Source organism: Chitinophaga sp. CC14 (assembly GCF_048957795.1).
Taxonomy (GTDB): Bacteria; Bacteroidota; Bacteroidia; order Chitinophagales; family Chitinophagaceae; genus Chitinophaga; species Chitinophaga ginsengisegetis.
Genome location: NZ_JARBFY010000003.1, coordinates 536631 through 559493, shown reverse-complemented (window position 1 = coordinate 559493; position 22863 = coordinate 536631). Strand labels below are relative to the sequence as shown.

The following is a 22863-nucleotide window of genomic DNA, read 5'->3' as shown; positions in this document are numbered from 1 at the left end:
ATATTTCCCCGCCGAAGATCCAAACGAACGTGAAGACCTAAATGCTTAAAATTTTAGCCATGACAAGACCACAACAAATAATGATTATTGATGACGATGCGGATGACAGAATTTTTTTCCAGGAAGCCATCAATAATATTTCCCCGGTTATAGAAACGCATGTATGTGACAGTGGAATACAGGCGATAGCTATGTTCCAGGAGAATAAAATTCCTGCTCCCGATTACATTTTCCTTGATTTCAACATGCCGCTGATGAATGGGCGGGAATGCCTGATAGAGCTGAAGAAAATCCTGCAGCATCAGTTAACAAATATTGTGATCCTGAGTACTTCTGATATGAAAGAAGACATGGAAGATGCTATGCGGCTGGGTGCAAAATTATTCCTTACCAAGCCCAATACTTTCCAGGAACTATGCACCATGCTGAAAGGCGTATTGGAAGGACGGTGGCATAAGATCTTTTCCAATTCCACAGGTACAGAAAAATAAAGGATTTATTTAGCAGCAGTTGCTCCTTTATTGTATTTGTTCCTATACTCCAGCGGTGACAAACCGGTGGTTTTCTTGAAGATGGTTCTGAATGCCTTTGTATCCGAATACCCAACTTCCCACATAATTTCATTGATGTTTTTACGGCTGCTTTCAAAGCTTTTTTTGGCCACTTCTACTTTAACCCGTTGAATATATTCCGATACCGTGTTACTGGTTGCTTTTTTAAATCTTCTTTCGAGGCTTCTGCGTCCTACGGCAAACATGGATGACAGCTGTTCCACCGTGATCTTTTCCTGCCAGTTCTGTTCAATAAATTCCTGCGCCTGTTTTACTGATTCATCCTGGTGTTCGCGCTGACCTTTGAAGATGGTGAAGGTAGCCTGGTTGGTGCGGTCTATTTCAATTTCAAAATACTTGGATGCCAGGATGGCCATATCGCGGTCGGTATATTTCTCTATCAGGTAAATGAGCAGGTTCCAGAAGGAGTTGGCGCCACCGCTGGAATAAATACCTTTTTCATCTGTAATGATTTTTTCAGATACCAGTTCTATATCAGGGAACATGTTCCTGAATTCATTGGCTGCCAGCCAATGCGTGGAGCAACGCTTTCCTTTAAGCAGGCCCGTGGACGCCAGTAAAAAGGCGCCTACACAAAGGCTTGCCACTTCTGATCCTTCCTCATGCTGCTGTACAATCCACGGATAGAAATCTTTATTCTGTTCTATTACCGTTTCACGCTCCCCGTTCACTGCGGGAATGATGATCAGGTCGGCTTTATGTTTTTCTGTGATCACTACATCCGGGGTTACTTTAAAGAACCGGTCGTATTCGTGCGCTTCTTTAGAGAGCCCTACCAGCTTAACGTTAAACAGCGGGTCCTTTCCAACGCTTTCCAGGAAATCGTTGGCTTTGGTAAACAGTACAAACGGGCCTTCAATGCAGCTGAGCGCAACAGCGCCTTTGGGAACGAGAATGGAGATCTGTTTCATAATTCAAATCTAAGATAAAAGTTTCTCGGAATCAACCCTAAACGGGTGATGAAAGTACCTTTATCTTATTAAATATTTTTGGGGAAGCCGGTATTACCGGCTTCCCCAAAAATATTACATCTCCGCCACTACTTCCGTAGTATTCACCACGGCGCCTTTAGCGAGTTTTCTTTTAACGATCAGGCTTACGCGGTGTACCAGGTAAATACAGGGAAGCGTTAACCCCACAATTACCCATCCGAGTGTATCGTAGTGTTCCAGCGGGCTGAATTTATCTTTCTGTGCTACGATCATGCCTGCGATTACTGCCGCTATTCCGCCGGCAATTTGTTGCAGGGAGGAGTTCACACTCATAAACGCGCCACGGTCCGACAGGTCGGGGATGCCGGTGGTTAAGGCGGTGAAGGGGATCATACGGCCCATGATACCCGCCATCATCAATACGTTCAGGCACATGATGATCCAGAGCGGTTGCGGTGTTAAGTGCGTATAAATAATGATGATTACCAACGCATAAATGGAAGCAATGGAGAAGAGCGTGAACCTGTCTCTTTTATCACTTAATTTTCCCAGCACCGGCATAATGAACAGGGAACCTACGCCGGTAACCATGAACAATAAAGGCAATTGCTCGTGTGTAACGTGCAGGTTATTTACGGCAAACGCGCTACCGAAAGGCATCATCATAAATCCACCTACAGACATCAGTGCGGTGGCGCTGAAACCGATGCGGTAATCGCGGTTCCTTACGGTATGCCACAGGTGTGTGAACGCGCTTTTATCGCGTTGTACGGCCAGGTGCGCAATAACCGGTTGCAGCTGCAGGATGATCAGCAGCATTACAATGGCGGCTACGCCGGCTACGAGGAAGAAGGGGGCTTCCCATCCCCAGGCATTGGCGAGGTATAGCCCGATGGGAATACCAAGTACCTGGCTGGCGCCAAATGCCATTTGTACAAATCCCATTACGCGGCCGCGTTGTGAGATATCAAAAAGATCGGTAACGATGGCCAGCGAAATAGATCCGATTACACCGCCGAATAAACCGGTGATAATACGGGCGGCAACCATCGTGTAATAGGTATTGGCCAGTCCGCAGCACAGCGTGCCGAGGATAAAGCCGGCGTAAAAAAATACCAGTAATTTCTTACGGTCGAAACGATCGGCAAAGCCGGCGGTGAGCAGCCCGGAGATACCGGCGCTGAAGGCGTAGGCTGATACGATGAGTCCAAACTGGTTGGGCTTTATGCTCATCGATTTCATGAGCATATCGCCGAGTGGCGACATCACCATGAAATCGAGGATGACCGTGAATTGTGTGAGTGCCAACAGGGCTACTATCATTTTCTGGTGACCGGAAAATGCGGGTGATGTTTGTTTCATTCAGGGAGATTTTCAGCTTATGTATTTGTTAGTCTTCCAGCTCTGCACATTCGTACTCGCTGGCGTTGATCAATGCGATGATGCGATCCGGCACTGGTTCAGCAGCTACCACTCTCAGTACGCAATCTACGTCTTCCATGTCTACTGTCCACTTTTCAATAAAGGGCTGCTGGTCCAGTAACGGGGCTACTTTGGAGCGGGCTTGCGCTGTGGCAATGTTTGTTTTGAAAATAAGAACGTGTTGCATGACTATTTTGTTTTGTGAGCGAGCGTTCATTTATTAATTTGACAAAAAAAAGAGCTATTTCATCAATCCTTTTACCACACAGTCGAATGTTTCTTTCATGATCTTCTCTGAGAACTTAAACTTACGGCCACCGAGACTTTGTCCTTCGTTATGAAATTTTATCAGCGAGTACAATGGCGCAAAGGCAACGGACCAGTATACTTCGAGGGGCATTTCGTCGATCTCTCCCCGTGTTACCGCATTATGCACATAGTCCCCCATTGCCCTGCGGAATTCATGCGTGATGGTTTCCATCATTTTGTCTTTGTAAGTAGAATTACGCAGCTGTTCAAAGAAGTTGGCGGATAGGTGGTTATCCAGTGCAAAAGCGGCCCTGTTTTTCCACTGTACCCACAGCCCTTCCTTAAAACTCATTTTCGGGTCAAAATCTTTCAGGGTGGCCTGCGTCATTTTTATTCCTTCTTCAATGCTGATACTCGTCAGCAGGTCCTCTTTATCTTTATAATAAATATAAATAGTAGCCGGAGATACACCCGCTGCCTTTGCCAGCCGGTTGATACCAAAATTTTCGAGTCCATCCTTAGCCACCATTTCAATGGCACACTCACGGATGGCCTGTATCTTATTTTCGTCTCTGTATCTCATGCGACACAAAGATAAGTGAGCGATTGCTCATTTTAAAATATTTTTTTTGAGACAGGGGGATTCATGGAAAGGCTGACTATTGATTTTATAGCCAGCCCTTTGAAATTAGTGTGAAAGATCGGGCGGGGTGAGGCTTTTAGAAAGACCGCCATCCACTGTCAGCTCTTCGCCGGTAGTAAATGTAGCATCGAAGGCCAGGAACAGTGCGGCCTTTGCCACTTCTTCCGTGCTGCCGTTGCGTTTCAGCGGCGTTACTGCTTCCCCGATTTTTTCGAAGGCCAGCAGTTCTTCTTTTGATGCGCCGGATACGCCCATAGTAGGCGTGTTGATAAAGCCGGGGCTTACCGCATTTACGCGGATACTCCTGGGCAGCAGTTCGGCGGCAAAGCCTTTTACAAACGAAGCCAGCGCCGCTTTTGCACCGGCATATACGCTCATGCCTGCATAACCGGCGTTGTTGGCGATGGAAGTAGTGAACACAATTGCACCGTAATCTTTTATCAGCGGCGCCAGTTGCTGCACCGTGAAATACGCGCCTTTGGTGTTGATGGCAAAAGTTTTATCGTAGGTGTCTTCCGTTACTTTATCGAATGGCTCCAGCAAAGAGAAACCGGCATTCACAAACAGGAAATCGATTTGTCCGAAAGTAGCAGCCACGGTGTTGCGCAGGGTTTCGATATCGGTCATGGAAGATGTGTCAGAAGCGATGATGTGTGCGCTGTTACCCAGTTCCTGTTTGGCTGCTTCCAGGTTGTTTGGATTTTTCCCTGTGAGCAATACTTCTGCCCCTCCTGCTATCAGCATTTTAACTACTGCCATTCCCATACCGTGTGTACCGCCGGTGATTACTGCTTTCTTTCCCTTGTAATTATTTGTTGTGCTGGTCATGTTATTTTTTTTTGATGATCAATGCTGCAAAGTGACGCAGATCGGGTGAACAGAACAATAACGGATATTATGTTCCTATACGGAAAATTTTATCCGTATGCCGGGAATCCGGCTATTAGGGATAAATTTGTCCGTATCAGAAAAGCGATTGGTTATGTATGAAAAAAAGATTCCAAAAAGTTTTGCGTGCGGGATGGCGATCATCATGGAAATCATTGGTGGTAAATGGAAATCCTATATGGTGTACCTGATCAACAAAGGGGTAAGAAGACCCAGTGAACTGCAAAGGGCGATGCCTTCTGCGAGCAGGCGGGTACTGGATTTGCAGCTAAGGGAACTGGAATTTCACGGGATCATCAAACGTGTTATTTATCATGAGCTGCCACCGAAAGTGGAATACTACCTTACTGATTTTGGCGCGTCGTTGTTGCCCGTAGTGGATGCGATGGATAAATGGGGAGAAGCCTACCAGGGCGAATTTGAGGCATTGATGAAAAAGAAGGAAGCACCGGTGGCGGTATGATGTTACCACCAGGTGGCCTGCTGAAAAAATGCCTGTGGTGTTTGCCCGGTGAAGGCGCGGAAATCTTTTATAAAATGCGCCTGGTCGTAATAGCCGGCGTCATAGGCAGCTTCGGTAAGACTATCAGCTTCCGGGAAATGATCGAGCAGGTGCCGTAATCTTACGATGGCGGAGAACTGTTTGGGAGTAGTTCCCACACTGCGCCGGAAGCGCTTTTCAAAGGCATCCTGACTGATATACAAATCTGCTGCCAGCGATTTGATTTTTACATCGCCGGCTGCGGTTTTAATTTGCTGTACGGCATTGCGGATGAGTAAGTCCGGTTGCCGGCTGCTGAGTGCGGCGATAAGAAACTGTTCCACAATAGCGATCCGCTGCAGGTTATTTTTCGCTTCATACAACCGTTCTTCCACTTCTCTTATTTTATGGTGTTGTACCAATTGATCGAGCGATTCATGCGTATCAAAAAGTTCATGCAGGGGTGTTTTGAAAAAGGCTGTAGCCCCACCTTCCCTGAACTTCACTAACACATTGCCGGTGCCGGGCGCATAATGTAACAGGCGGGAAGTTCTGCGCAAACCGGCCAATGCTGTTACCGGCAGATCAGCATCTCCGGTCATCACTTTACCACCAAACCTGAAAGACATCACCACAGCGGTATCCGGCATTACGCGGTTCTCCATACCGTCTTTGCTTTCGATGATCAGATAAGCGCTAACGTAAGGAGAAAGGATCGCTGACGGGAGATAACTTTCCATGTTCATGTGGTAACAAATTAGGTGTTTATAAAGATACGCATAATTAGTGTTTAGTCCGCAGCGGACTAAACACTAACGCCTGTACTTACCGCATGGCTTTTATCAACGCTCCCAGCTGTTCTTCTCCATAACCGGCTTTAATGCCTTTATTCATGAGGTTAAGAATGAAGGCGGGCACTTCCCCGGGAATGCCTGATTCAGCGGCCTGTTTCACCATTAAAGCAATAGATACCGCGCAGGTTTTCAGGCTGCTTTCGGGATATGTGAAATTATTGGCGCTGATCACCGCGCCTTCATGCCGCACCATTTCCCCGAGTACCGGTGCAATATTGTTGATCATATCGCCCAATGCGTTTACATCCAGCTTTTCCGATTCAAAAATCCGTGCGCCCTGCAGGAAGCCGGTGATCAAACCAAACAGGCTGGAAAGTATGGCCAGGTCCCATGCAGCGGCAGCGCCGGCTGCTGCGCCCATGTACATCAGGTTGCCGCCCAGTACTTTCAGTACGGCCTCTCCTTTTTCAAAAGCAGCTATTTGTCCTGATAAAAAAATGGGCGTATCCGGTTTTCCTATTTGCCGGGGTGTGGCCAGCAGAGCGCCATCCAGGTAGTGTGCACCAAGCTCCTGCACCCAGGCTTCTGCTGTTCTTGCATCCTGCGGAGTACCGGTGGTTAACTCCAGCAGGAGACGGCCATTTAAGGCAGCTGCTGCTTCCGGCATAGAAAGAATGTTACGGGTGGTATCGTAATTATTGAGACAGGTAATAATCACCGGGCTTGCCAATACGGCTGCGGCAGGATCTGCTGCCAGTACGGCGCCATCGGCTACCAGCGGCGCTGCTTTTTCCGCACTGCGGTTCCATACCGTTACGTGATAACCATTATCCAGTAAGGTGCGCGCCAGTACAAATCCCATAGGGCCTAATCCAATTACGGAAACACTTTTGTTTGTTGTCATCGTCTCATTTTTTTATGCCTCAAATGTCTTACCTATGGCGGTGACAGACAATAACCGAAAAAAGTTTCCCCCAGGGAAAACTTTTTCGGTATGCTCCCCTGCTGCATTACAGCGCATCGCTGTTTGCTCGTTTTTATGAACCAGGGTAAAATGTTTATCTTTCGGGCAAATGAAACACTATGTACGAGAAGAAAATCCCGGAGCTGCACTGTGGCATCAGCATTTTCATGAAGGTATTGGGCGGTAAATGGAAAGCCTGGATCATTGAGTGTATCCATGATGATATCAGGCGGCCGAGTGACATTCACCGCGAGATGGAAGTGGATGGCGCCAGCATGCGCGTGATCACCATGCACCTGAAGGAGCTGGAAGATCTTGGCATCCTGTATAAAAAAGTATATGCCGGTATTCCGTTAAAAGTAGAATATTACCTGACAGCAGTTGGACTGAGCACCTTACCACTGATTAAGGCAATGGATCAATGGGGCAAAGAGAAACAGGCTTTGCTGGTGAAAGATGAGCGCAATGCCGTGTTAGCCGGATAAGCCCGTGCGGTTTCGTTTAGCCGCACAGGTGGTGAAGCGCCGCATATTGCAGCAGCATAATTGTTTTCCCGTCTTTGATTTCCCCGGTGCGGATCATCTCCATTGCCTGTACAAACGGGAGTTCCAATACTTCTATATTTTCCTGTTCGGCTTCCAGTCCGCCGCCCTCGTGTACTTTCTGCTCTTTAGAGTACGCTGCCACAAAGAAATACAGGATCTCGGTAACAGAGCCGGGCGACATATACGCTTCAAACACTTTTTCCACATCGGTTACTTCGTAACCGGTTTCCTCCATCGTTTCGCGGCGGATGCATTCTTCCGCATTATCTTCATCCAGTAAACCGGCGCAACATTCTATCAGCAAACCGGTTTCATTGCCGTTAATATAGGTAGGCATGCGGAACTGCCGGGTTAACACTACGGTGCCATGTTCCTTATTATATAACAAAATGGTAGCTCCATTGCCGCGATCGTATGCTTCACGCTCCTGCTGTACCACTACTCCATCGCTACCCTTCACTTCATACGTAATTTTCTTCAGCGTATACCAGTTGTCCGACAGGATGGCCGTTTCCAGAATATTGATTGTTTTCATATTAAATGATCGTTTATGATCGTTTTTGATTATTTTTGATCAAGTTAATTATTTAAAATGAATTTCCAGCTAAGAAAACAAAAAATACTGTCGCTGTTAACCGAGAAAGGAGAAGTAGAAACCGCTGAACTGGCGCGGGCATTGGGTATTTCAGAAATCACTATCCGGCGGGATCTCAATCAACTATCGGACGATGGACTCCTGTACCGCACCCACGGCGGGGCCATTCCGGTGAATGAGCCGGATTCGCCTTTCGAATTTGTGAACAAAGCAGCCGCCAACCAGGCAGCAAAAGATAAGATCTGCAGAAAAGCGGCCGCACAGATCAACGACGGCGATATTATTTTCATGGACTGTGGCAGCACTGTTTTCCGCCTATGCCAGTTTATAAAAAACAAAAAGATTAAAGTGATCACCAACTCTCTCCCGGTGATATTTGAACTGCAACATTCCGCAGTATCGCTCAATATTATCGGCGGTGAATACGACGCTGCCCGGCAAGCCATACACGGCACTATGGCCACAGAACACATCCAACGGTATAAAGCCGGCAAAGCATTTATTGGCGTAGATGGCCTCTCGGCGCAGGGATTATTTGCACACAGCGAAAAGGAAGCCGCTATTGCCACTGCACTGGCTACGCAAAGTAATTATACCTACCTGTTATGCGATGCGGGGAAAATCGGGAAAACTTCCTATTTGAATTTTGCGGGGTTGGAATTGGTGGATGCTATTATTACAGATGGTGATCCGGCGGAGCTGAAGTATTGTAAGAAGAAGGGGGTAACGGTGATGGGTGTATGAGTTTATTCCAACACCTCCTTCAGCCGCTCCTGGTATTCCGGGTTATCCGTCATACCATTATGCCCCTGCCCTTTCAGCGTTATCAGCGTATCTCCGGGCTTAAAATATGCTTTCAGTTTTTCGGAAGAGCCATAGTAAATCACTTCATCGAGGTCGCCATGAAAGATGGTAACGGGGACGGTAGTACGTTGTATATTCTTGTAGGTAGGAAATGTATACTTCAATAGAAAGGAAGGCAGGATGGGATAATAATACCTGGCCATATCTTTCATGCTGAAGTACGGCGCCTGCAGAATGAGTTGCCTCGGATGATTATCGGCGGCCAGACGTGCCGCGGTACCTGTACCGATGGAATAACCAAGAATGGTAATGGTACTTTCCGGGTAAGTTGTTTTTACGCTGTCGTAGGCTGTTTGTGCATCGGCATAAAACTGTCGTTCGCTATGGATCTTTCCTTTACTTTTTCCGTATCCGCGATAATCCAGCATAAATACATCATAACCGAGGTGGGTATATACCCCGGCAACTTCCCCCCATGAGCGGAGAGAGCCCGAGTTACCGTGCAGGTAAAAGATAAGCCCTTTGTCGCCGCGGGATTTAAATAACAGTCCGCTTAGTTGTGTGCCATCCGCAGTGGTGATAGTGCGTTCTTCGAAGGGCTCCGGGAACTGAAAGACATACCCGGGTGGTAATCTCTCCGGGAAAAAAAGCAAACGCTCCTGGATAAAATAAACGAGGACGCAAACAGCTGCATACAGGAGCAGCAGCACGCCTATTGTTTTCAGGATCCATTTTCCCATGACAGCTAACATTTACCTAAGATACAAAGAAACGCAGATCATGTGATCCCTGCCGGGGATAAAATAAAAGAAGGTGCTTACTTACTTCCCCAGTTTTTTAAACGTGCCATTCACGCCATCCCAACTATATTTAGTGGATTCTTCTTTTACTGACATCACCGGTTCTCCGTTCTTATCCAGCTTATCTGTTTCTTCTTCCTCATGCATTTTCAGGATGATGGTATCGGGCATACCACCTTTTTCTCCGGGGAAAATAAAGGACTCGCTGTGATAATATACCCCAGCATCGCCTACATCCATTCTTTCCGGCAGTAAGGCGATCCGTCCATCCTTCATCCAGGCGAAATAATAATAGTTTGTGGGAACACCACAGGCTGCTCCACCAAAGCCAACAGAGATAATATTTTGCACGTTGGTAAGGCCGAGACCGGGCATCACCTTCGCATTGGAAAAACCGGCGGATTCATCGTCCATTATCCGGAATGCGGTGGCAGCGAGGATTTTACGGGCCTGCACTGCTTTTAGTTTCACAATATATTGCGGGCGTTTTTCATTGTCGATCAGCGTATCCATGCGGCGGTCGTAGGCAAACACAAATTTCATATCGCCTCTGCGCATAGGAGAAAAGGAGATCAGTCCTTCCCATACGTAGCCTTTTTTTTCCACGCCATCTTTTTTGTATTTAATCTGTACCCAGGGAAGTGTAAGACCTTTCAGGGTAAGCAGTTTGCCGGCCAATATATCGATAGCGGTAATATCGTCGCCGGCCAGCAGGGTGTCGATGGCGGCCTGTTTGGTGTCGGGGCTGATACGTACCAGTGCGGTATCTGCAAAAATATACCGGCTGTCATCTTTATTTAACTCCCAGGTATTAAAGATGAATTCAGGTTCCTGGTCCTGGGCAAAAAGAGGGGCTGCAAAAGAAGTAAACAAACAAGTCAGCGTAAAAAACAACATCGTTTTCATCAGGTATATTAATTGAAGCGCAAAAATAGCGTTTTACCTCATGAAAATGATGCCGTGTTATTAATTTGCCGGCCGGATTGGCTTCATTTCCACATGCTGCGTTTTGTAAAATGCATTTAGCAAAATACCGCCGAAAGGGATAGTAGACGATTGTTGCTGCTTCGTTCCTCTAACAGGTTAAAAAATTATTTACTCCCCATCCCCGGCTGCCCCCACAGGGAGAGCTATTTCCCCTTTACAACCTTTTACGTATACCCCTTCGCGTTGGGGGAATATTATCCCCTCTTACAGATAATGGCCCGGATATTGCTTCTCATGGCGGTCCGCGTTTCTTTTGGCTGAGCTGCTTCTTTTTTTAAAAATTAATGAGATGGTATGTAGAAAAGCGAAAAAAAATTATGACATTACAATTATATGATTATCCTGAGCCCGGCATTTTCACTGCCGACAGCAGTTGTTTTTGCTTAAATTAGTAACATGTCAACATCCGGAACCATAACGATATCCCAACGATTGAAACAGTTCTCTCATTTCCTGATCGGAGACCCCCAACAGTTCTCTCTGGAAAACCGTATATTCAATGCCATATGCGCTATCTCCCTCTTTATTATTGCCATTAACGTCCCGTACAATTATGTTACCGGCCTAACTGTTACCTCTCTCATCTTTGCCTTACTGGTGCCTGCATTTTCCTTTATTTATTTTCTTTCAAGATACCGGAAGAAGGTAAATATCAGTATAGCCCTTGCCGTGATCATGATCAACATGAGCTTCGCTATTAACTATTTCTACAGTGGGGGGATACAGGGCGCTTCCCTGTTGTCCTTTACCCTGGCGTTTTTCCTGGGCATGCTGATTTCCCCGCGCAAGCAATATTACTGGTGGCTGGCGCTGAACCTGTTCACCGTACTTGGACTGATCATATGGGAGTATTATTACCCCACGTCGGTAGATACTGTTTATAAAACGAGGAAAGACATTTTCGCGGACATGACTCCTACCTATATTATCAGCGTGGGCGTAATTTTCGTGGGAACTGTTTACCTGAAAAATGCGTATAGCAAAGAGAAGCAGAGAGGGGAAGAAAAGACACGCTCCCTCGAAATCATGAATACAGAAAAGAGTAAACTCTTTTCACTCATCTCCCATGACCTGCGTAATCCTTTGGCGGCAATACAGTCGTACCTGCAGCTGATGCGGGAAATAGAACTGGACCCGGAAAACAAAACCCAGATAGAAACCGAGCTGCTGTATGTGGTAAACAGTACCCAGGAGATGCTGTATAATATATTGGTATGGTCTAAAACGCAAATGGACGGGCTAAATGTAAATCTAACACCCGTGGATGTGGCATCCGCCATACACCCCATTCTGAAGATCAACAAAATGGCCGTATCCAAAAAAAGGATCAGCCTGGATACCAATATAGACGCTTCTATAAAAGTGATGGCCGACATCAATATGCTGCAGCTGATTGTGCGCAACCTGCTGGGCAATGCCGCCAAGTTCACGCCTTCCGGGGGAACAATCTTCATCAAAACCAGCAGGGCCGGCAATAAATGTTTAATTGAAGTAAGAGACAGCGGGGTGGGTATTGACCTGTCCAGGCAACCCGATATTTTCTCCCTGAAAGTACGTTCTACTTTTGGAACGGATAATGAAAAGGGCATCGGCCTCGGGTTATTCCTCTGTAAGGAATATACTACCGCACAACAGGGACAGATCTGGTTTGAGAACAACCGCGAAGGCGGAAGCTCCTTCTACCTGGAACTCCCGCTGGCCAACTGATTATTCCGCTTTAAGACTGTTCACCGGGTTGGCCGTGGCCGCCCTGATAGCCCGGTAACTAACGGTTAAAACGGTAATGGCGATGGCAATAAACGCCGCCAGTACAAAGATCGTCCAGTTCATTTTTACCTGGTAGGCAAAATTCTGCAGCCACCGGCTCATCATATACCAGGCGAGGGGACTGGCAATAACAATAGCCACCAGCACCAGTTTCAGGAAGTCTTTTGACAGCATGGCCACAATCCCTGTTACCGAAGCGCCCAGCACTTTGCGGATACCTATTTCCCGGGTACGTTGTTCTGCTGCATAGGTGATTAACCCAAATACGCCCAGGGACGCAATCAATACGGCCAGTACGGCAAAGGAAATAAAGATCTTACCCGTGCGTTGTTCCGCAATATACAGGCGGTTAAAATCGTCATCAAGAAAAGAATACACGAATGGTTGCCCGCTCATACCGGGCTGCGCTTCATAGGTGCTTTTGATTTTTGCCATCAGCCCCTGGATATTACCGGTCTGAATACGGAATGCCATTACGCGGGGATACTCCCTCAGCCGGAACACCATTGGCGGTATTTTATTCCTTAAGCTACCGGCGTTAAAATCCTTTACCACCCCTATCACTTTCAGCGGCCTGCTTCCATCTGCATAGAGATATTTTTCATTCAGGTCATTAAAGCCAAATAACCGGGCAGCGGTTTCATTGAGCAATACGGCGAAAGTATCCGAAGGCATGGTGGGCGAAAAGTTCCGGCCACTGGCCATTTGCATACCCATTGTATGGATGTAGTCTGCATCCACATACCATTCCGGTACGCCGGTTACCTGCCCGGCGCTGCGGGCCGCATCTTTTGAATAGATGTTGGTGTTCAGGTTCATATCGGTAGGCAAAGAGGCTGTCATGGTACCTGATTCCACCCCTTGTATATTTAACACCTCGTTTTTAAAGTTGCGGGCATGGATCCACAACGATTGTGTATTGCCCAGGATCAGCACCTGTTCCCGGTTGTATCCCAGCTTTTTACTCCGGATATAATTCAGCTGACTGTTGATCACCAAGGTGCCTACAATCAACAGGATGGCAGAAGCAAACTGGAAAACCACGAGGCTGTTTCGCAACCAGCCATTTTTGAAACCGCTGTTCAACCTGCCTTTCAGCACTTTGATAGGCTCAAAGCCCGACAGGAAAAAGGCGGGATAGCTGCCTGCCAGCAACCCTATCACACCGGCCGTTACCAGCAGGAAAGGCAGCAGCCACAGGAAATACCCGGCCTCCAGTGTAATATGTTTACCCGATAACTGGTTAAGATACGGGAGCAGTAAAGTGGCCAGGGCCACTGCCAGTAACAGGGCAAAGAAGCTGGTCAGCGTAGACTCCGTAAGGAACTGGAAGATCAGGGAAGAACGCTGGGAGCCCAGCACCTTCCGCACCCCTACTTCTTTGGCGCGACCCGCAGAACGGGCGGTAGAGAGATTCATGAAGTTCACGCAGGCGATCAGCAGGATGATGACAGCCACCGCAATAAAGATGTACACGTATTGGATATTGCCCGAAGGCTCTGCTTCATCTGCAAGCGGGGAATACAAATGGATCTTTGTCAGCGGCAGGACGTTATACCCGAAATGCCCGCCTGATTTTTCGAGATCTGCAAAGTTGCTGCCCGTCATCTTCTGCAGCGGGGCTTCCATATATTTTTTGGTAACAGCGTTCACATAGCTTTGCAGTTGTGCGCCGGTGGCGCCTTCCCGCATTAATACGTAGGTGGCATAGTTGTCTGACATCCAGCCGCCGTTTTCCCGGCTTTCGGGCAATTCGGACAGGGCACGCACAAAATCAAAGTGCAGGTGCGACTGATCCGGCACATCTTTTATCACGCCGCTGATCTGGTAAGTGGCTACATTATCTGTTTGCAGTGTTTTACCTACTACATCGGTGCTGTTGAAATATTTGAGGGCCATCCGTTCGGAGATGACCATTGTATGAGGTTGGGTGAGCGCGGTTTTAGGGTCACCGCTGATCATCTGTAAGCTGAATACATCGAAGAGGGTGGAATCTGCAAAGCAGGCATTTTTTTCTACCAGGGTGGTGGTTCCTTTTTTCACCAGGATATTTCCCTGGCGGATAAACCTGACATAGTTTTCTACGTTGGGGTATTCCTGTTGTAATACGGGGCCAAGCTGGCTGGGGGTATATCTTTCTTTAAAGGCGTTGCCGTTTACAAAAAAGTCGGCGTTGATGCGATAAATCCTGTCGGCTTTTTTATTGAACCGGTCGTAGCTCAGTTCATCTGTTACGAACAAGGTGATGAGCAAACAGGTGGTCATGCCAATGGCAAGCCCGAATATAGTGATGGCTGAAAAACCTTTATTTCTCCAAAGGTTCCTGAGTGCGATGCTGAAGTAATTCTTAAACATAATATGCGGGCGTTCTAATTCGATGCCGGAAATCAGGAGGCATGATAATCAGCGCTTTAGTATCCATAAACGATCCCCGGATGCCCGGTTTTAATACAGGGGGTGTCCGATTACGGTCATGGTTTATTTAAGGGCCGGGCCCTCAGGGCGGTCCAGGTATCATCAATAGCAATGCTGGATACAGCGTCTAATCCCACTGCTCTGAAAGCGGCCCATACTGTTTCCCTTTTGATATCACTTTTGATAGAGCCGGTTCCTTTCGGGTAACATGCCCAGAAGAGGCAATCAAACTTCCCTTCTTTGACGGCGGATTTCAGCAGCTTCTCCAGCTCCTGCTGGCGCGTGGCAAACACCTGTACGAAGTCGTACGTGCCTTTCTTTTTACCGGCGGCCGCCGTGTCATAATCAATGTTCCCTATGAGGCTGATGTATTCAGCAGGCGCATTTATGATCAGCGCGCTGCCTGCTTTATGAAAGTATAATTTCTTCAGTACTACTTCGGCAGACATCTTTTTATTTTAAAAATAGGGCATTTTAAACACCTTCCATAAAAAAAGCACGGCAGGAAGTCTGCCGTGCTGCACAATTTGTTTGCGTCCATTAGAGGAACATGCCTCCGGAAGCTTCAATACGTTGTGCTGTGATCCAGCGGGCTTCTTCGGTGCAAAGGAAGGCTACAATGCCGCCAATATCATCTGGTACGCCGGTGCGTCCGAGGGCGGTATGGGCAGCGATGTATTCAATTGCCTGTGGCGCATGTTCAAAAGTAGCTTTTGTAAAATCTGTTTCAATAATGCCCGGGGCTACTACGTTGGCGGTGATACCCCGTGCGCCCACTTCTTTGGCGAGGTACCTTGTGAATACTTCTATGGCTCCTTTCATGGAAGCATAGGCGGCATATCCGGGTGTGGCAAACCGTGCCAGTCCGGTCGACAGGTTAATAATACGGCCATTGTTATTAATAAAAGGCAAAGCTTTCTGCGTGAGGAAGTATACACCTTTTAAATGCACCTGATACAGTTCATCAAAATCCTCTTCCGTAGTGTTGGGGATAAGGGAACTTCTGTCGATGCCCGCATTGTTTACCAGGAAATCAAATTTGCCTTCGCCGGTATTTTCCTGCAGATGTGCTGCTACTTCTGCGAGAAACCCGTCGAACGCTTTTGTATCGCCGGTATCCAGCTGGTAAGCGATGGCCTTTTGTCCGATGGCCTGTATTTCTGCCACTACTTTATCGGCTTCTGCCTGGTTGCTTTTATAAGTAAGAATGATATCGTGTCCGCTTTTGGCGAGTTGTAAAGACATATTCTTACCTAATCCGCGACTGCCACCAGTAACCAGGGCTATTTTGTTTTTTGTTGCCATTTTGTTTTATTTTTTTGATAAGACAAATTTCCGGGAATGTTTCCGGCTGGTTATGGTGACTACTTAAGTATTTAATGGTACTCGTTTAAGTTTTTTAGTCGTGTAACAGGATTTCCAGCTGTTGTTTTAGCTTTTCTTCCACCTCCGGCCCTTCAAAGCCGATGTTACTGAAAATGATGTTTCCTTCTTTGTTGATAAGATAGGAAGCGGGAATAATATTGAATTTGAATTTATCTCCTATGGCGGGGTCTGTATTATAATACACCGGGAAGGTATATTTTTTATTACCGCTCCAGCCCTGCGCATCGGCCAGGGTATTCCTGGCGCCGCTGTTGGCAATCATAAAAACAACATCGGGGTGTTGTTTATACTGATCGTATAGTTTTTGCAGGTATGGCATTTCCTGCATACAAGGTACGCACCAGGTAGCCCAGAAATCGATCAGTATAATTTTGCCTTTTAATGAAGCTGCTGACACCGGCTGACCTTTCATATCCACAAAGGTGTTCAGTAACGGCGCGGGGCGGTTGATCCGTTGTTTCTTTACTTTTTCAATCAGTATTTTTTTCCGGAACTCTTGCAGCTGGTTCAGCTTTGCGGTATTATTGGTTTGCTGGTAATATGCTTCCGCGTTGTCGAGTGTTTCTTTATCTGCATAGTAATCCACGGCTTGTTCCATGTGTTTATCTGCCGCAGCCAGGAGTCCCTGTTTCAGGTCTATGAGGCCAAGTACAGATGCCAGGTGCCGGCTGGCCTTATTATACACAGCGTTGCGCGTGCTATCGTCCGCATATGGATAAATGTATCCTGTTTCCGGGAAATGACGGATCACGCCTACGGGGTAACTGCGTACACTGTCTAACGCACGTTGTGCATAACTGCGTGCGGTATCCAGAGCGAGGGTGTTATCCAGCAGTGTTTGTGCCACCTGTTGCCAGGTAACCACCTTGTAAGGGTTTTCCTTTTCGGTGGTCATAAAACGGGCATGATACAATGCCTTGCTGCTATCTTTTTTCACAGCATAGTACCGGAACAATACCTCGTGCATTTCCATGAAGGATTCCCTGTTTTCCGGGGTTTCCTTTTTCAGTTCGTTTTCAAAAAAGGTGATTTGCCGGGCAGTGTCTTTTCCTTTAGCGACTACGCCTGTCATGATATCCCGGCCCAATCCTGATTCCGGGTAACGTTCCATGACTACGCGCCGGATGGAATCCAGCCGGGTGTTTTCACCAATGATCAGGTAGCCCATGGTTACCTTGTTCATATTGCCCGGAGTGGTGGGTGCGCTGTTAAATTTATCAGCAATCACCTGGTGCGCTTCTGCTCTGAACTTTTCTTTTTCTTTGGTGGTGGTTGCCTTGTTCATTTCGTAGGTCAGCAGGCGCAGTTTTGCTTCGTAGTTATCCGGGTAGCGTTTCAGTTCTTCTTTATAAAGGGCGGCCTGTTTATCTGCCAGCAAAGGAGACTTACCCATTTGTGCGCTGAGGCTGTAGGCTTTGTACAGGGCCATGTCTTTTACCGGTACTTTGTTTTTATACACAGCTACTTCGTAGTGCCGGTCTTTTGCCGGTTTATCGGTAGCCTCGCCGCTCTCCAGGTAAAAGGTGGCGAAGGTGGTGTAATCGGCCAGCACAAAGGAGGTAGTCCATTTATTCCCGGTGCGCTGCATGTTCATACGCCATGCAAGGTTATAAAAATTGGAATAGGAAAACACGAGTGTTACCGGGGCTGCGGTAGCAGGAATCCCTGCTCCCGGCACGGTGGGATCGTAGGTGACGGTAACCGTTTGACCACGTTCCGGGTATTCCGGGCTGATCACCACCCGTTGTTGTGCATATATTTTACCGGCTGCCAGGGCAGCCAGTAAAAATATGATGGTTAACTTCTTCATATCAGCGATAGTTATTTGTACCCTTCGTTCTGGGTAAGGTTAACATTGGTTCTGATGGCATCAGAAGGAATCGGGTACAGGGTATCCGTAGACTGCCAGTTGGCGCCTTTAATAGGGCCTAACACGGCGTCTGATCTTTTGGTGCGTTTCAGGTCAAACCAGCGGTGGCCCCATTCTGCGAACAACTCCACTTTGCGTTCCTGCTCTACCGCCAGCAATAAGGCCGGTTGTGTAAGGGAAGCAGACAAACCGGGTAAGCCCGCGCGTTGGCGGATAGCGTCCAGGTCGGCGCGGCCATCGTTGAGCTTTCCTTGCTGAATACGGGCTTCCGCGCGGATAAGATATTGTTCTGCGAGACGCATTACCATTGAGTATTCGGTAACGGCGCTGGTACTCGTTCTTACTTTGTACTTATAAGGGAAGTAAACACTAACGCCGGCAGTGGTTTTGTAGAAAGCTATCCATTTGGTAAACCGCTGATCATTCGGTTCGTATTTCCTGATCAGGTTGATGGTATCCAGCCGGAATACCGCTGTACCAAAGAGTCCCGTGGTGGGGTTAATAGCCGGGGTAGAAGTAAATCCTTCCCAGGTGTTGCGGCCACCCACTACATTGAGCGGCTGCAGTTGCCAGATAGCTTCATTACTGTTAGCCAGGAACACTTTATTCAGATCCGTTACCAATGAATACCGACCATTGTCGATCACCAGCGATGCAGTGGTTTCTGCCAGTGCCCAGTTCTGATTATAAAGATAAACCCTTGCCAGCAAAGCATTAGCCACGGACTTATCGGGGCGTATATGCTGCCCCGTAGGATAATCATCTCCCATTAATTCTACGGCTGCTTTAAGATCTGTGATGATGGTGTTATACACTTCCGCACGTGGCGCGCGTGGTTTCACACCATTTACTTTATAGTCGGTGCCGGTGATCAGGGGTACATCTCCATACATATTTACCAGGTAAAAATAACAGAAAGCACGCATGAACAGGGACTCTCCCATTAGCTGGTTCTTTACAGCAGGCGTTAATGCAGTGGCTGTGGAAAGCCCTTCTACGCAGGCATTTGTCTGGTAGATATAACTGTAAAGATCAGCAAACATACTTTGCACATACTGGCTGCTGGGCAATAACCTGTTCTCTTTAAAAACATCATAGTTGGCGAAAGACGAGTAATAGGCCATATCATCTGCCTGCATTGCGGTGAGGTAGTTGATAAGCACATTCGCAAACTGGTAGTTGAATGAGTACATGCTGCCATATAAACCGGTAACCGCGGCGGTAGCCGTTTTATCATCCGTAAACACCAGTCCGGATACCAGCTCATTCTTTGGTAACGGCGTATCCACATACTTGCTGCAGGAGCTGCTGCTGAAGAGGAGAACGCCGATTAAAAATATATGAATTCGTTTCATGGTAAATCTTTTTATTATCTGCAAAACAGGAATATTTCTTTATAAAGCAAACTGTAAACCGATGGTATATGCTTTTAATGGCGGCATTACCATACCCTGGGTTTCAGGATCAAGACCTTTATAGTTGGTAAAAGTGAGCAGGTTTTGCGCTAACGCGTAAACGCTGATATTATTGACTTTCCAGCGTTTGGTATATTTCGACAGATCATATCTCACAGATACATTTTTCAGACGGATGTATGAAGCGTCGCCCCAGTTGGCAGTAGAGAGGCTATAGCTCCTGTAGTTAGCCGTTCCTGCGGATGTAGTAGCCCCGGGCACAGTGGTGTTGTCACCTTTGTTTTTCCAGCGGTCCAGCGCGCGCAGGTCCTGGTTGGCGAATGTGCCGATAGCCGGGCTGCCGTATCCGTAGCCAATTTGCGGGCCCTCCTGTTTTACAAACTGTAACAGGAAATCAAGACTGAAACCTTTATAAGTAAAGCTGTTTTGTAACCCGCCGTAGTATGCCGGCATGGTTTTGCCAAGCGTTACATAGTCGTCGTATTCCGCCGGATCGGTAGTAGTGCCGCTGTTGCTGTAGAACTGTGCCAATCCGGTTTCCGGATCGATGCCCATAAACTTGTATCCTCTTACAATGGTTAATGATTGTCCTACTACGTATATGTCTTTGTAAGCAGAGCCTTCAATCCCCGGGAACGATTTCAGTTCATTTTTACTCACCGTCAGGTTTAAAGATGATTTCCAGGTAAAGTTAGCCTGCTGGATATTGATAGTATTCACTTCAAATTCCCATCCGCTGTTAAGCACTTCTGCCGGGAAGTTGGCGGTGATAGACGGGAAGCCTACCTGTGGTGATAGCTGATACTGCACCAGTTGATTGCTGGAAATGTTGTGATAATAGTTGGTATTAAACAGGATCCTGTCTTTCAGGAAGCCCAGTTCCAGTCCGATTTCTTTTTTACGGTTCTCTTCCCATTTATACAATGGATTGGCCAGGCGGGTTGGTGTTAGTCCGGGTAAGCCATTATAAGGATATGGATTAGAGTTCCAGCTATCAAGGTATTGATAGTCGCCTACTTTATCATTACCCGTTATGCCCATACTTGCACGGAGTTTACCAAAGCTGAGGAAACTCACCTCTTTCATAAAACCTTCTTTTGTAAATATCCAGGCGGCTCCTATAGCGCCGAAGTTACCGAAGCGGTTGCCGGGGCCGAAACGGGTGGAGCCATCACGGCGATAAGTGGCATTCACTAAGTATTTTCCATCCCAGTTATAGTTAACCCTTCCAAATACTGAGGTGTAACGGTAAAAGGCGTACTGCGATGGATTGGGGGTGATGAGGCCGGCGGCCTGTTGGTCTTCCAGCAGCGCATCGCTGGAGAAACCCGTTGCTTTTACCGATTGGCCCTGGCTGATGGTTTGCTGCCAGGTACCACCTACCATTACCTGCAGATCGCCTTTTGCGATGGTTTTGTTATAATCGATCTGTGGCTCAATGATGTAAGATCCAACATCGGCATTACCGAAATAAGACATACTCCCGGTGGAAGTAATCGGGTTAAAGGTAGCATTCGGGTATACCTGTAGCTGCTTCATATTGGACTTATTATATCCAAGGCTGGTTTTCAGATTCAATCCCGACAGGATGGTATACCTGATAGTACTGTTAGCCACAAGGGTATTGGTATTTATTTCAGACCGGCGCAACAGGTATGCCTGTGGATTTTGTGCGGTTGAAAACCAGTAGTATTTACCGGTAGAATCATACAGCGGGTAATTCGGCGGCATGTTGAAGAAAGTAGTAAGATCGCTTGCCAGCGAATTATCTTTATTGGCAGTATAATTCACAGAAGTGCTGATGTTAAATTTGCCATCGGCGCTGTTATGGTTTAAATTAAAATGGCCTGCACCTCTCTGGTAGCCGAGGCTTCCGGGCATTACCGTTGATTCCTTGTGATACGTGCCGCTTAATATAAATTGTGTTTGTTCATTGCCGCCGGATACAGAACCCTGTGCTTCCGTAGTATGACCCGTACCGCCGATCATGAACTTTTGCCAGTCTGTGGTGTGTTGCTGATCCCACAGGGTGAGGTCTGGTGCACTCTCTTCGTCGTATGGTTTATTGTCATTTTTGAAAGCTTCTTTACGCATGGCAATGTACTCAGGCGTATTGAGCATTTTCACCGTATTAACTACTTTGCTTGCGCCCGTGTATACGTTGAAGTTAGCCTGTGTTTTACCTGATTTACCTCTTTTGGTGGTGATGAGCACCACGCCATTGCCGCCCCTGGAGCCATAGATAGCTGTAGCGTCGGCATCTTTCAATACATCGATACGTTCAATATCAGAAGGATTGATCGTTGCCAGCGGACTTTGCTGGCCGTTGGCGGAAGTAAACTGATTCAGCGGATCGGAATAAAAAGGTACGCCATCAATGATGTACAGGGGATCGTTTGTATGATCGATAGAACTTTGTCCTCTTATCACTACTTTAAAACTGGAACCGGGTAAACCGTTGGAAGAAGTAATGAACAGGCCGGCCATTCTGCCCTGCATGGCAGACAGCGGGTCCATTACCGGCTGTGAGGCAATATCTTCCGCCTTGATGCTGGATACCGAGCCGGTGTTATTACGTTTGCTGGTGGTACCGTAGCCGATCACCACGGTTTCATCGAGACTGCTGGTGCGTTGGCGGAGAAACAGCTGCAACGGTCCGTAGTTGCCGATACGAACCGTATAGGGTTCGTAGCCTACGTAGGTTACCACCAGTTCATCACCAGGACCTGCTGCAAGGGAGAAATGTCCGTTTTCATCTGTGATGGTACCAATGTTGGTGCCTTTCACTTTAACGGTTACCCCGATGAGGAGGGCGCCTGCAGCGTCTTTCACCACACCTGTCACCGGTTGCTGGATGGCTTCCGGTGAGGTGCTGATGTTGTTGCTACCTGCGGGCAGCGCTTTCTTTTTGATGAAAATGGTTTTGTCTTTGATCGTGTAATCCAGTGGCTGGCCTTTAAAGATTTCCGCGAGAAAATCCGCGAGCCGGGTGTTTTCTGCTTTGATGGTTACCGGTTTAACGGTGCGCAGCAGGTCCCGGTCGTAAAAGAACAGGTAACCGGTTTGCTGTTTTACGGTGGTAAACACCTCTTCCATCGGTGCATTTTTCACCGATACAGACACTGTTTGACCGAAGGCACCCGCAGATACTTTCAATGTCGCCACAATCATGAGAACAATCGTTAATCTCATAGTAAGTGCAATTTTGGTTGGGGAAAGTCCGGGCATAGAAAGGACTTTACCATAATAATTCAATTGCATAGATTTGCATTTGTTAGGATGGATAATCAGTATTCAAGTATGTACAAGCTTAGTGCTACTATCATCCGGACAT

The 22863-nt window shown here is 47.3% G+C and carries 21 protein-coding genes; 5 read left to right on the top strand and 16 right to left on the bottom strand.

Going from position 1 to position 22863, the window contains the following annotated elements; translation table 11 throughout:
• The first annotated feature begins 59 nt into the window (after window positions 1–59).
• A complete protein-coding gene (locus PV783_RS12330; protein WP_159454209.1) occupies window positions 60–491 on the top strand; it encodes a response regulator in 432 nt (143 codons plus the stop codon).
• 5 nt (window positions 492–496) lie between these two features.
• Here the strand turns inward: PV783_RS12330 and PV783_RS12325 are convergent, their stop codons facing one another.
• The 5 genes from PV783_RS12325 to PV783_RS12305 form a co-directional block, all read right to left on the bottom strand.
• Window positions 497–1483 (bottom strand): GlxA family transcriptional regulator, encoded by a 987-nt coding sequence (locus PV783_RS12325; protein WP_420988172.1) that lies wholly within the window; start codon window positions 1481–1483, stop codon window positions 497–499.
• 114 nt (window positions 1484–1597) lie between these two features.
• Window positions 1598–2866: an MFS transporter gene (locus tag PV783_RS12320; protein WP_111580081.1), complete on the bottom strand. Its 1269-nt coding sequence runs from the start codon at window positions 2864–2866 to the stop codon at window positions 1598–1600.
• Between the two features lie 28 nt (window positions 2867–2894).
• Window positions 2895–3113: a hypothetical protein gene (locus tag PV783_RS12315; protein WP_079468488.1), complete on the bottom strand. Its 219-nt coding sequence runs from the start codon at window positions 3111–3113 to the stop codon at window positions 2895–2897.
• A gap of 54 nt (window positions 3114–3167) precedes the next feature.
• The gene (locus tag PV783_RS12310) at window positions 3168–3758 is read right to left on the bottom strand and encodes a TetR/AcrR family transcriptional regulator (protein WP_079468489.1); all 591 of its coding nucleotides are present in this window, start codon (window positions 3756–3758) and stop codon (window positions 3168–3170) included.
• 105 nt (window positions 3759–3863) lie between these two features.
• On the bottom strand, window positions 3864–4646 hold the full coding sequence (locus tag PV783_RS12305; RefSeq protein WP_420988171.1) for an SDR family oxidoreductase: 783 nt from the start codon (window positions 4644–4646) through the stop codon (window positions 3864–3866).
• 193 nt (window positions 4647–4839) lie between these two features.
• On the opposite strand from PV783_RS12305, the gene PV783_RS12300 reads away from it, so the two are divergent.
• Entirely contained in the window at window positions 4840–5169 is a 330-nt protein-coding gene (locus PV783_RS12300) for a winged helix-turn-helix transcriptional regulator (protein ID WP_420988170.1), read from the top strand.
• A 2-nt stretch (window positions 5170–5171) separates the two neighbouring features.
• Here the strand turns inward: PV783_RS12300 and PV783_RS12295 are convergent, their stop codons facing one another.
• Together PV783_RS12295 and PV783_RS12290 are read right to left on the bottom strand one after the other, a co-directional pair.
• Complete coding sequence (locus PV783_RS12295) at window positions 5172–5933, bottom strand: helix-turn-helix domain-containing protein (RefSeq protein ID WP_420988169.1); 762 nt, start codon at window positions 5931–5933, stop codon at window positions 5172–5174.
• A 79-nt stretch (window positions 5934–6012) separates the two neighbouring features.
• Window positions 6013–6885, bottom strand: coding sequence for an NAD(P)-dependent oxidoreductase (locus tag PV783_RS12290; RefSeq protein ID WP_420988168.1), 873 nt, complete (start codon window positions 6883–6885; stop codon window positions 6013–6015).
• A 179-nt stretch (window positions 6886–7064) separates the two neighbouring features.
• Here PV783_RS12290 and PV783_RS12285 point away from each other — a divergent pair, with 179 nt between their 5' ends.
• The gene (locus PV783_RS12285) at window positions 7065–7430 is read left to right on the top strand and encodes a winged helix-turn-helix transcriptional regulator (RefSeq protein WP_363434228.1); all 366 of its coding nucleotides are present in this window, start codon (window positions 7065–7067) and stop codon (window positions 7428–7430) included.
• 16 nt (window positions 7431–7446) lie between these two features.
• Here PV783_RS12285 and nudK read toward each other — a convergent pair whose 3' ends face one another.
• Window positions 7447–8025 (bottom strand): GDP-mannose pyrophosphatase NudK, encoded by a 579-nt coding sequence (nudK, locus tag PV783_RS12280; RefSeq protein WP_420988167.1) that lies wholly within the window; start codon window positions 8023–8025, stop codon window positions 7447–7449.
• A gap of 57 nt (window positions 8026–8082) precedes the next feature.
• Here nudK and PV783_RS12275 point away from each other — a divergent pair, with 57 nt between their 5' ends.
• Window positions 8083–8829, top strand: a complete 747-nt coding sequence (locus PV783_RS12275) for a DeoR/GlpR family DNA-binding transcription regulator (RefSeq protein ID WP_420988166.1) — start codon at window positions 8083–8085, stop codon at window positions 8827–8829.
• Between the two features lie 2 nt (window positions 8830–8831).
• On the opposite strand, the gene PV783_RS12270 is transcribed toward PV783_RS12275, so the two are convergent.
• Both PV783_RS12270 and PV783_RS12265 read right to left on the bottom strand, forming a co-directional pair.
• Window positions 8832–9629 carry an alpha/beta hydrolase gene (locus PV783_RS12270; protein ID WP_420988165.1) on the bottom strand — a complete coding sequence of 266 codons (798 nt, stop codon included), beginning with the start codon at window positions 9627–9629 and terminating at the stop codon, window positions 8832–8834.
• 81 nt (window positions 9630–9710) lie between these two features.
• Window positions 9711–10595 carry a hypothetical protein gene (locus PV783_RS12265; RefSeq protein ID WP_420988164.1) on the bottom strand — a complete coding sequence of 295 codons (885 nt, stop codon included), beginning with the start codon at window positions 10593–10595 and terminating at the stop codon, window positions 9711–9713.
• 477 nt (window positions 10596–11072) lie between these two features.
• Between PV783_RS12265 and PV783_RS12260 the strand changes: the two genes are divergently transcribed.
• Entirely contained in the window at window positions 11073–12383 is a 1311-nt protein-coding gene (locus tag PV783_RS12260) for a sensor histidine kinase (protein ID WP_420988163.1), read from the top strand.
• Here the strand turns inward: PV783_RS12260 and PV783_RS12255 are convergent, their stop codons facing one another.
• The 6 genes from PV783_RS12255 to PV783_RS12230 all read right to left on the bottom strand — a co-directional run bounded on the left by PV783_RS12255 (window position 12384) and on the right by PV783_RS12230 (window position 22721).
• Window positions 12384–14798, bottom strand: a complete 2415-nt coding sequence (locus PV783_RS12255) for an ABC transporter permease (RefSeq protein WP_420988162.1) — start codon at window positions 14796–14798, stop codon at window positions 12384–12386.
• Between the two features lie 116 nt (window positions 14799–14914).
• Complete coding sequence (locus PV783_RS12250) at window positions 14915–15307, bottom strand: hypothetical protein (protein ID WP_420988161.1); 393 nt, start codon at window positions 15305–15307, stop codon at window positions 14915–14917.
• Window positions 15308–15398: 91 nt separating this feature from the next.
• The gene (locus PV783_RS12245) at window positions 15399–16163 is read right to left on the bottom strand and encodes an SDR family NAD(P)-dependent oxidoreductase (RefSeq protein ID WP_079468502.1); all 765 of its coding nucleotides are present in this window, start codon (window positions 16161–16163) and stop codon (window positions 15399–15401) included.
• A 94-nt stretch (window positions 16164–16257) separates the two neighbouring features.
• The gene (locus PV783_RS12240) at window positions 16258–18054 is read right to left on the bottom strand and encodes a TlpA family protein disulfide reductase (RefSeq protein WP_420988160.1); all 1797 of its coding nucleotides are present in this window, start codon (window positions 18052–18054) and stop codon (window positions 16258–16260) included.
• Between the two features lie 11 nt (window positions 18055–18065).
• A complete protein-coding gene (locus PV783_RS12235; protein ID WP_420988159.1) occupies window positions 18066–19469 on the bottom strand; it encodes a RagB/SusD family nutrient uptake outer membrane protein in 1404 nt (467 codons plus the stop codon).
• A gap of 39 nt (window positions 19470–19508) precedes the next feature.
• Window positions 19509–22721, bottom strand: coding sequence for a TonB-dependent receptor (locus tag PV783_RS12230; protein ID WP_420988158.1), 3213 nt, complete (start codon window positions 22719–22721; stop codon window positions 19509–19511).
• Window positions 22722–22863 lie beyond the last annotated feature (142 nt).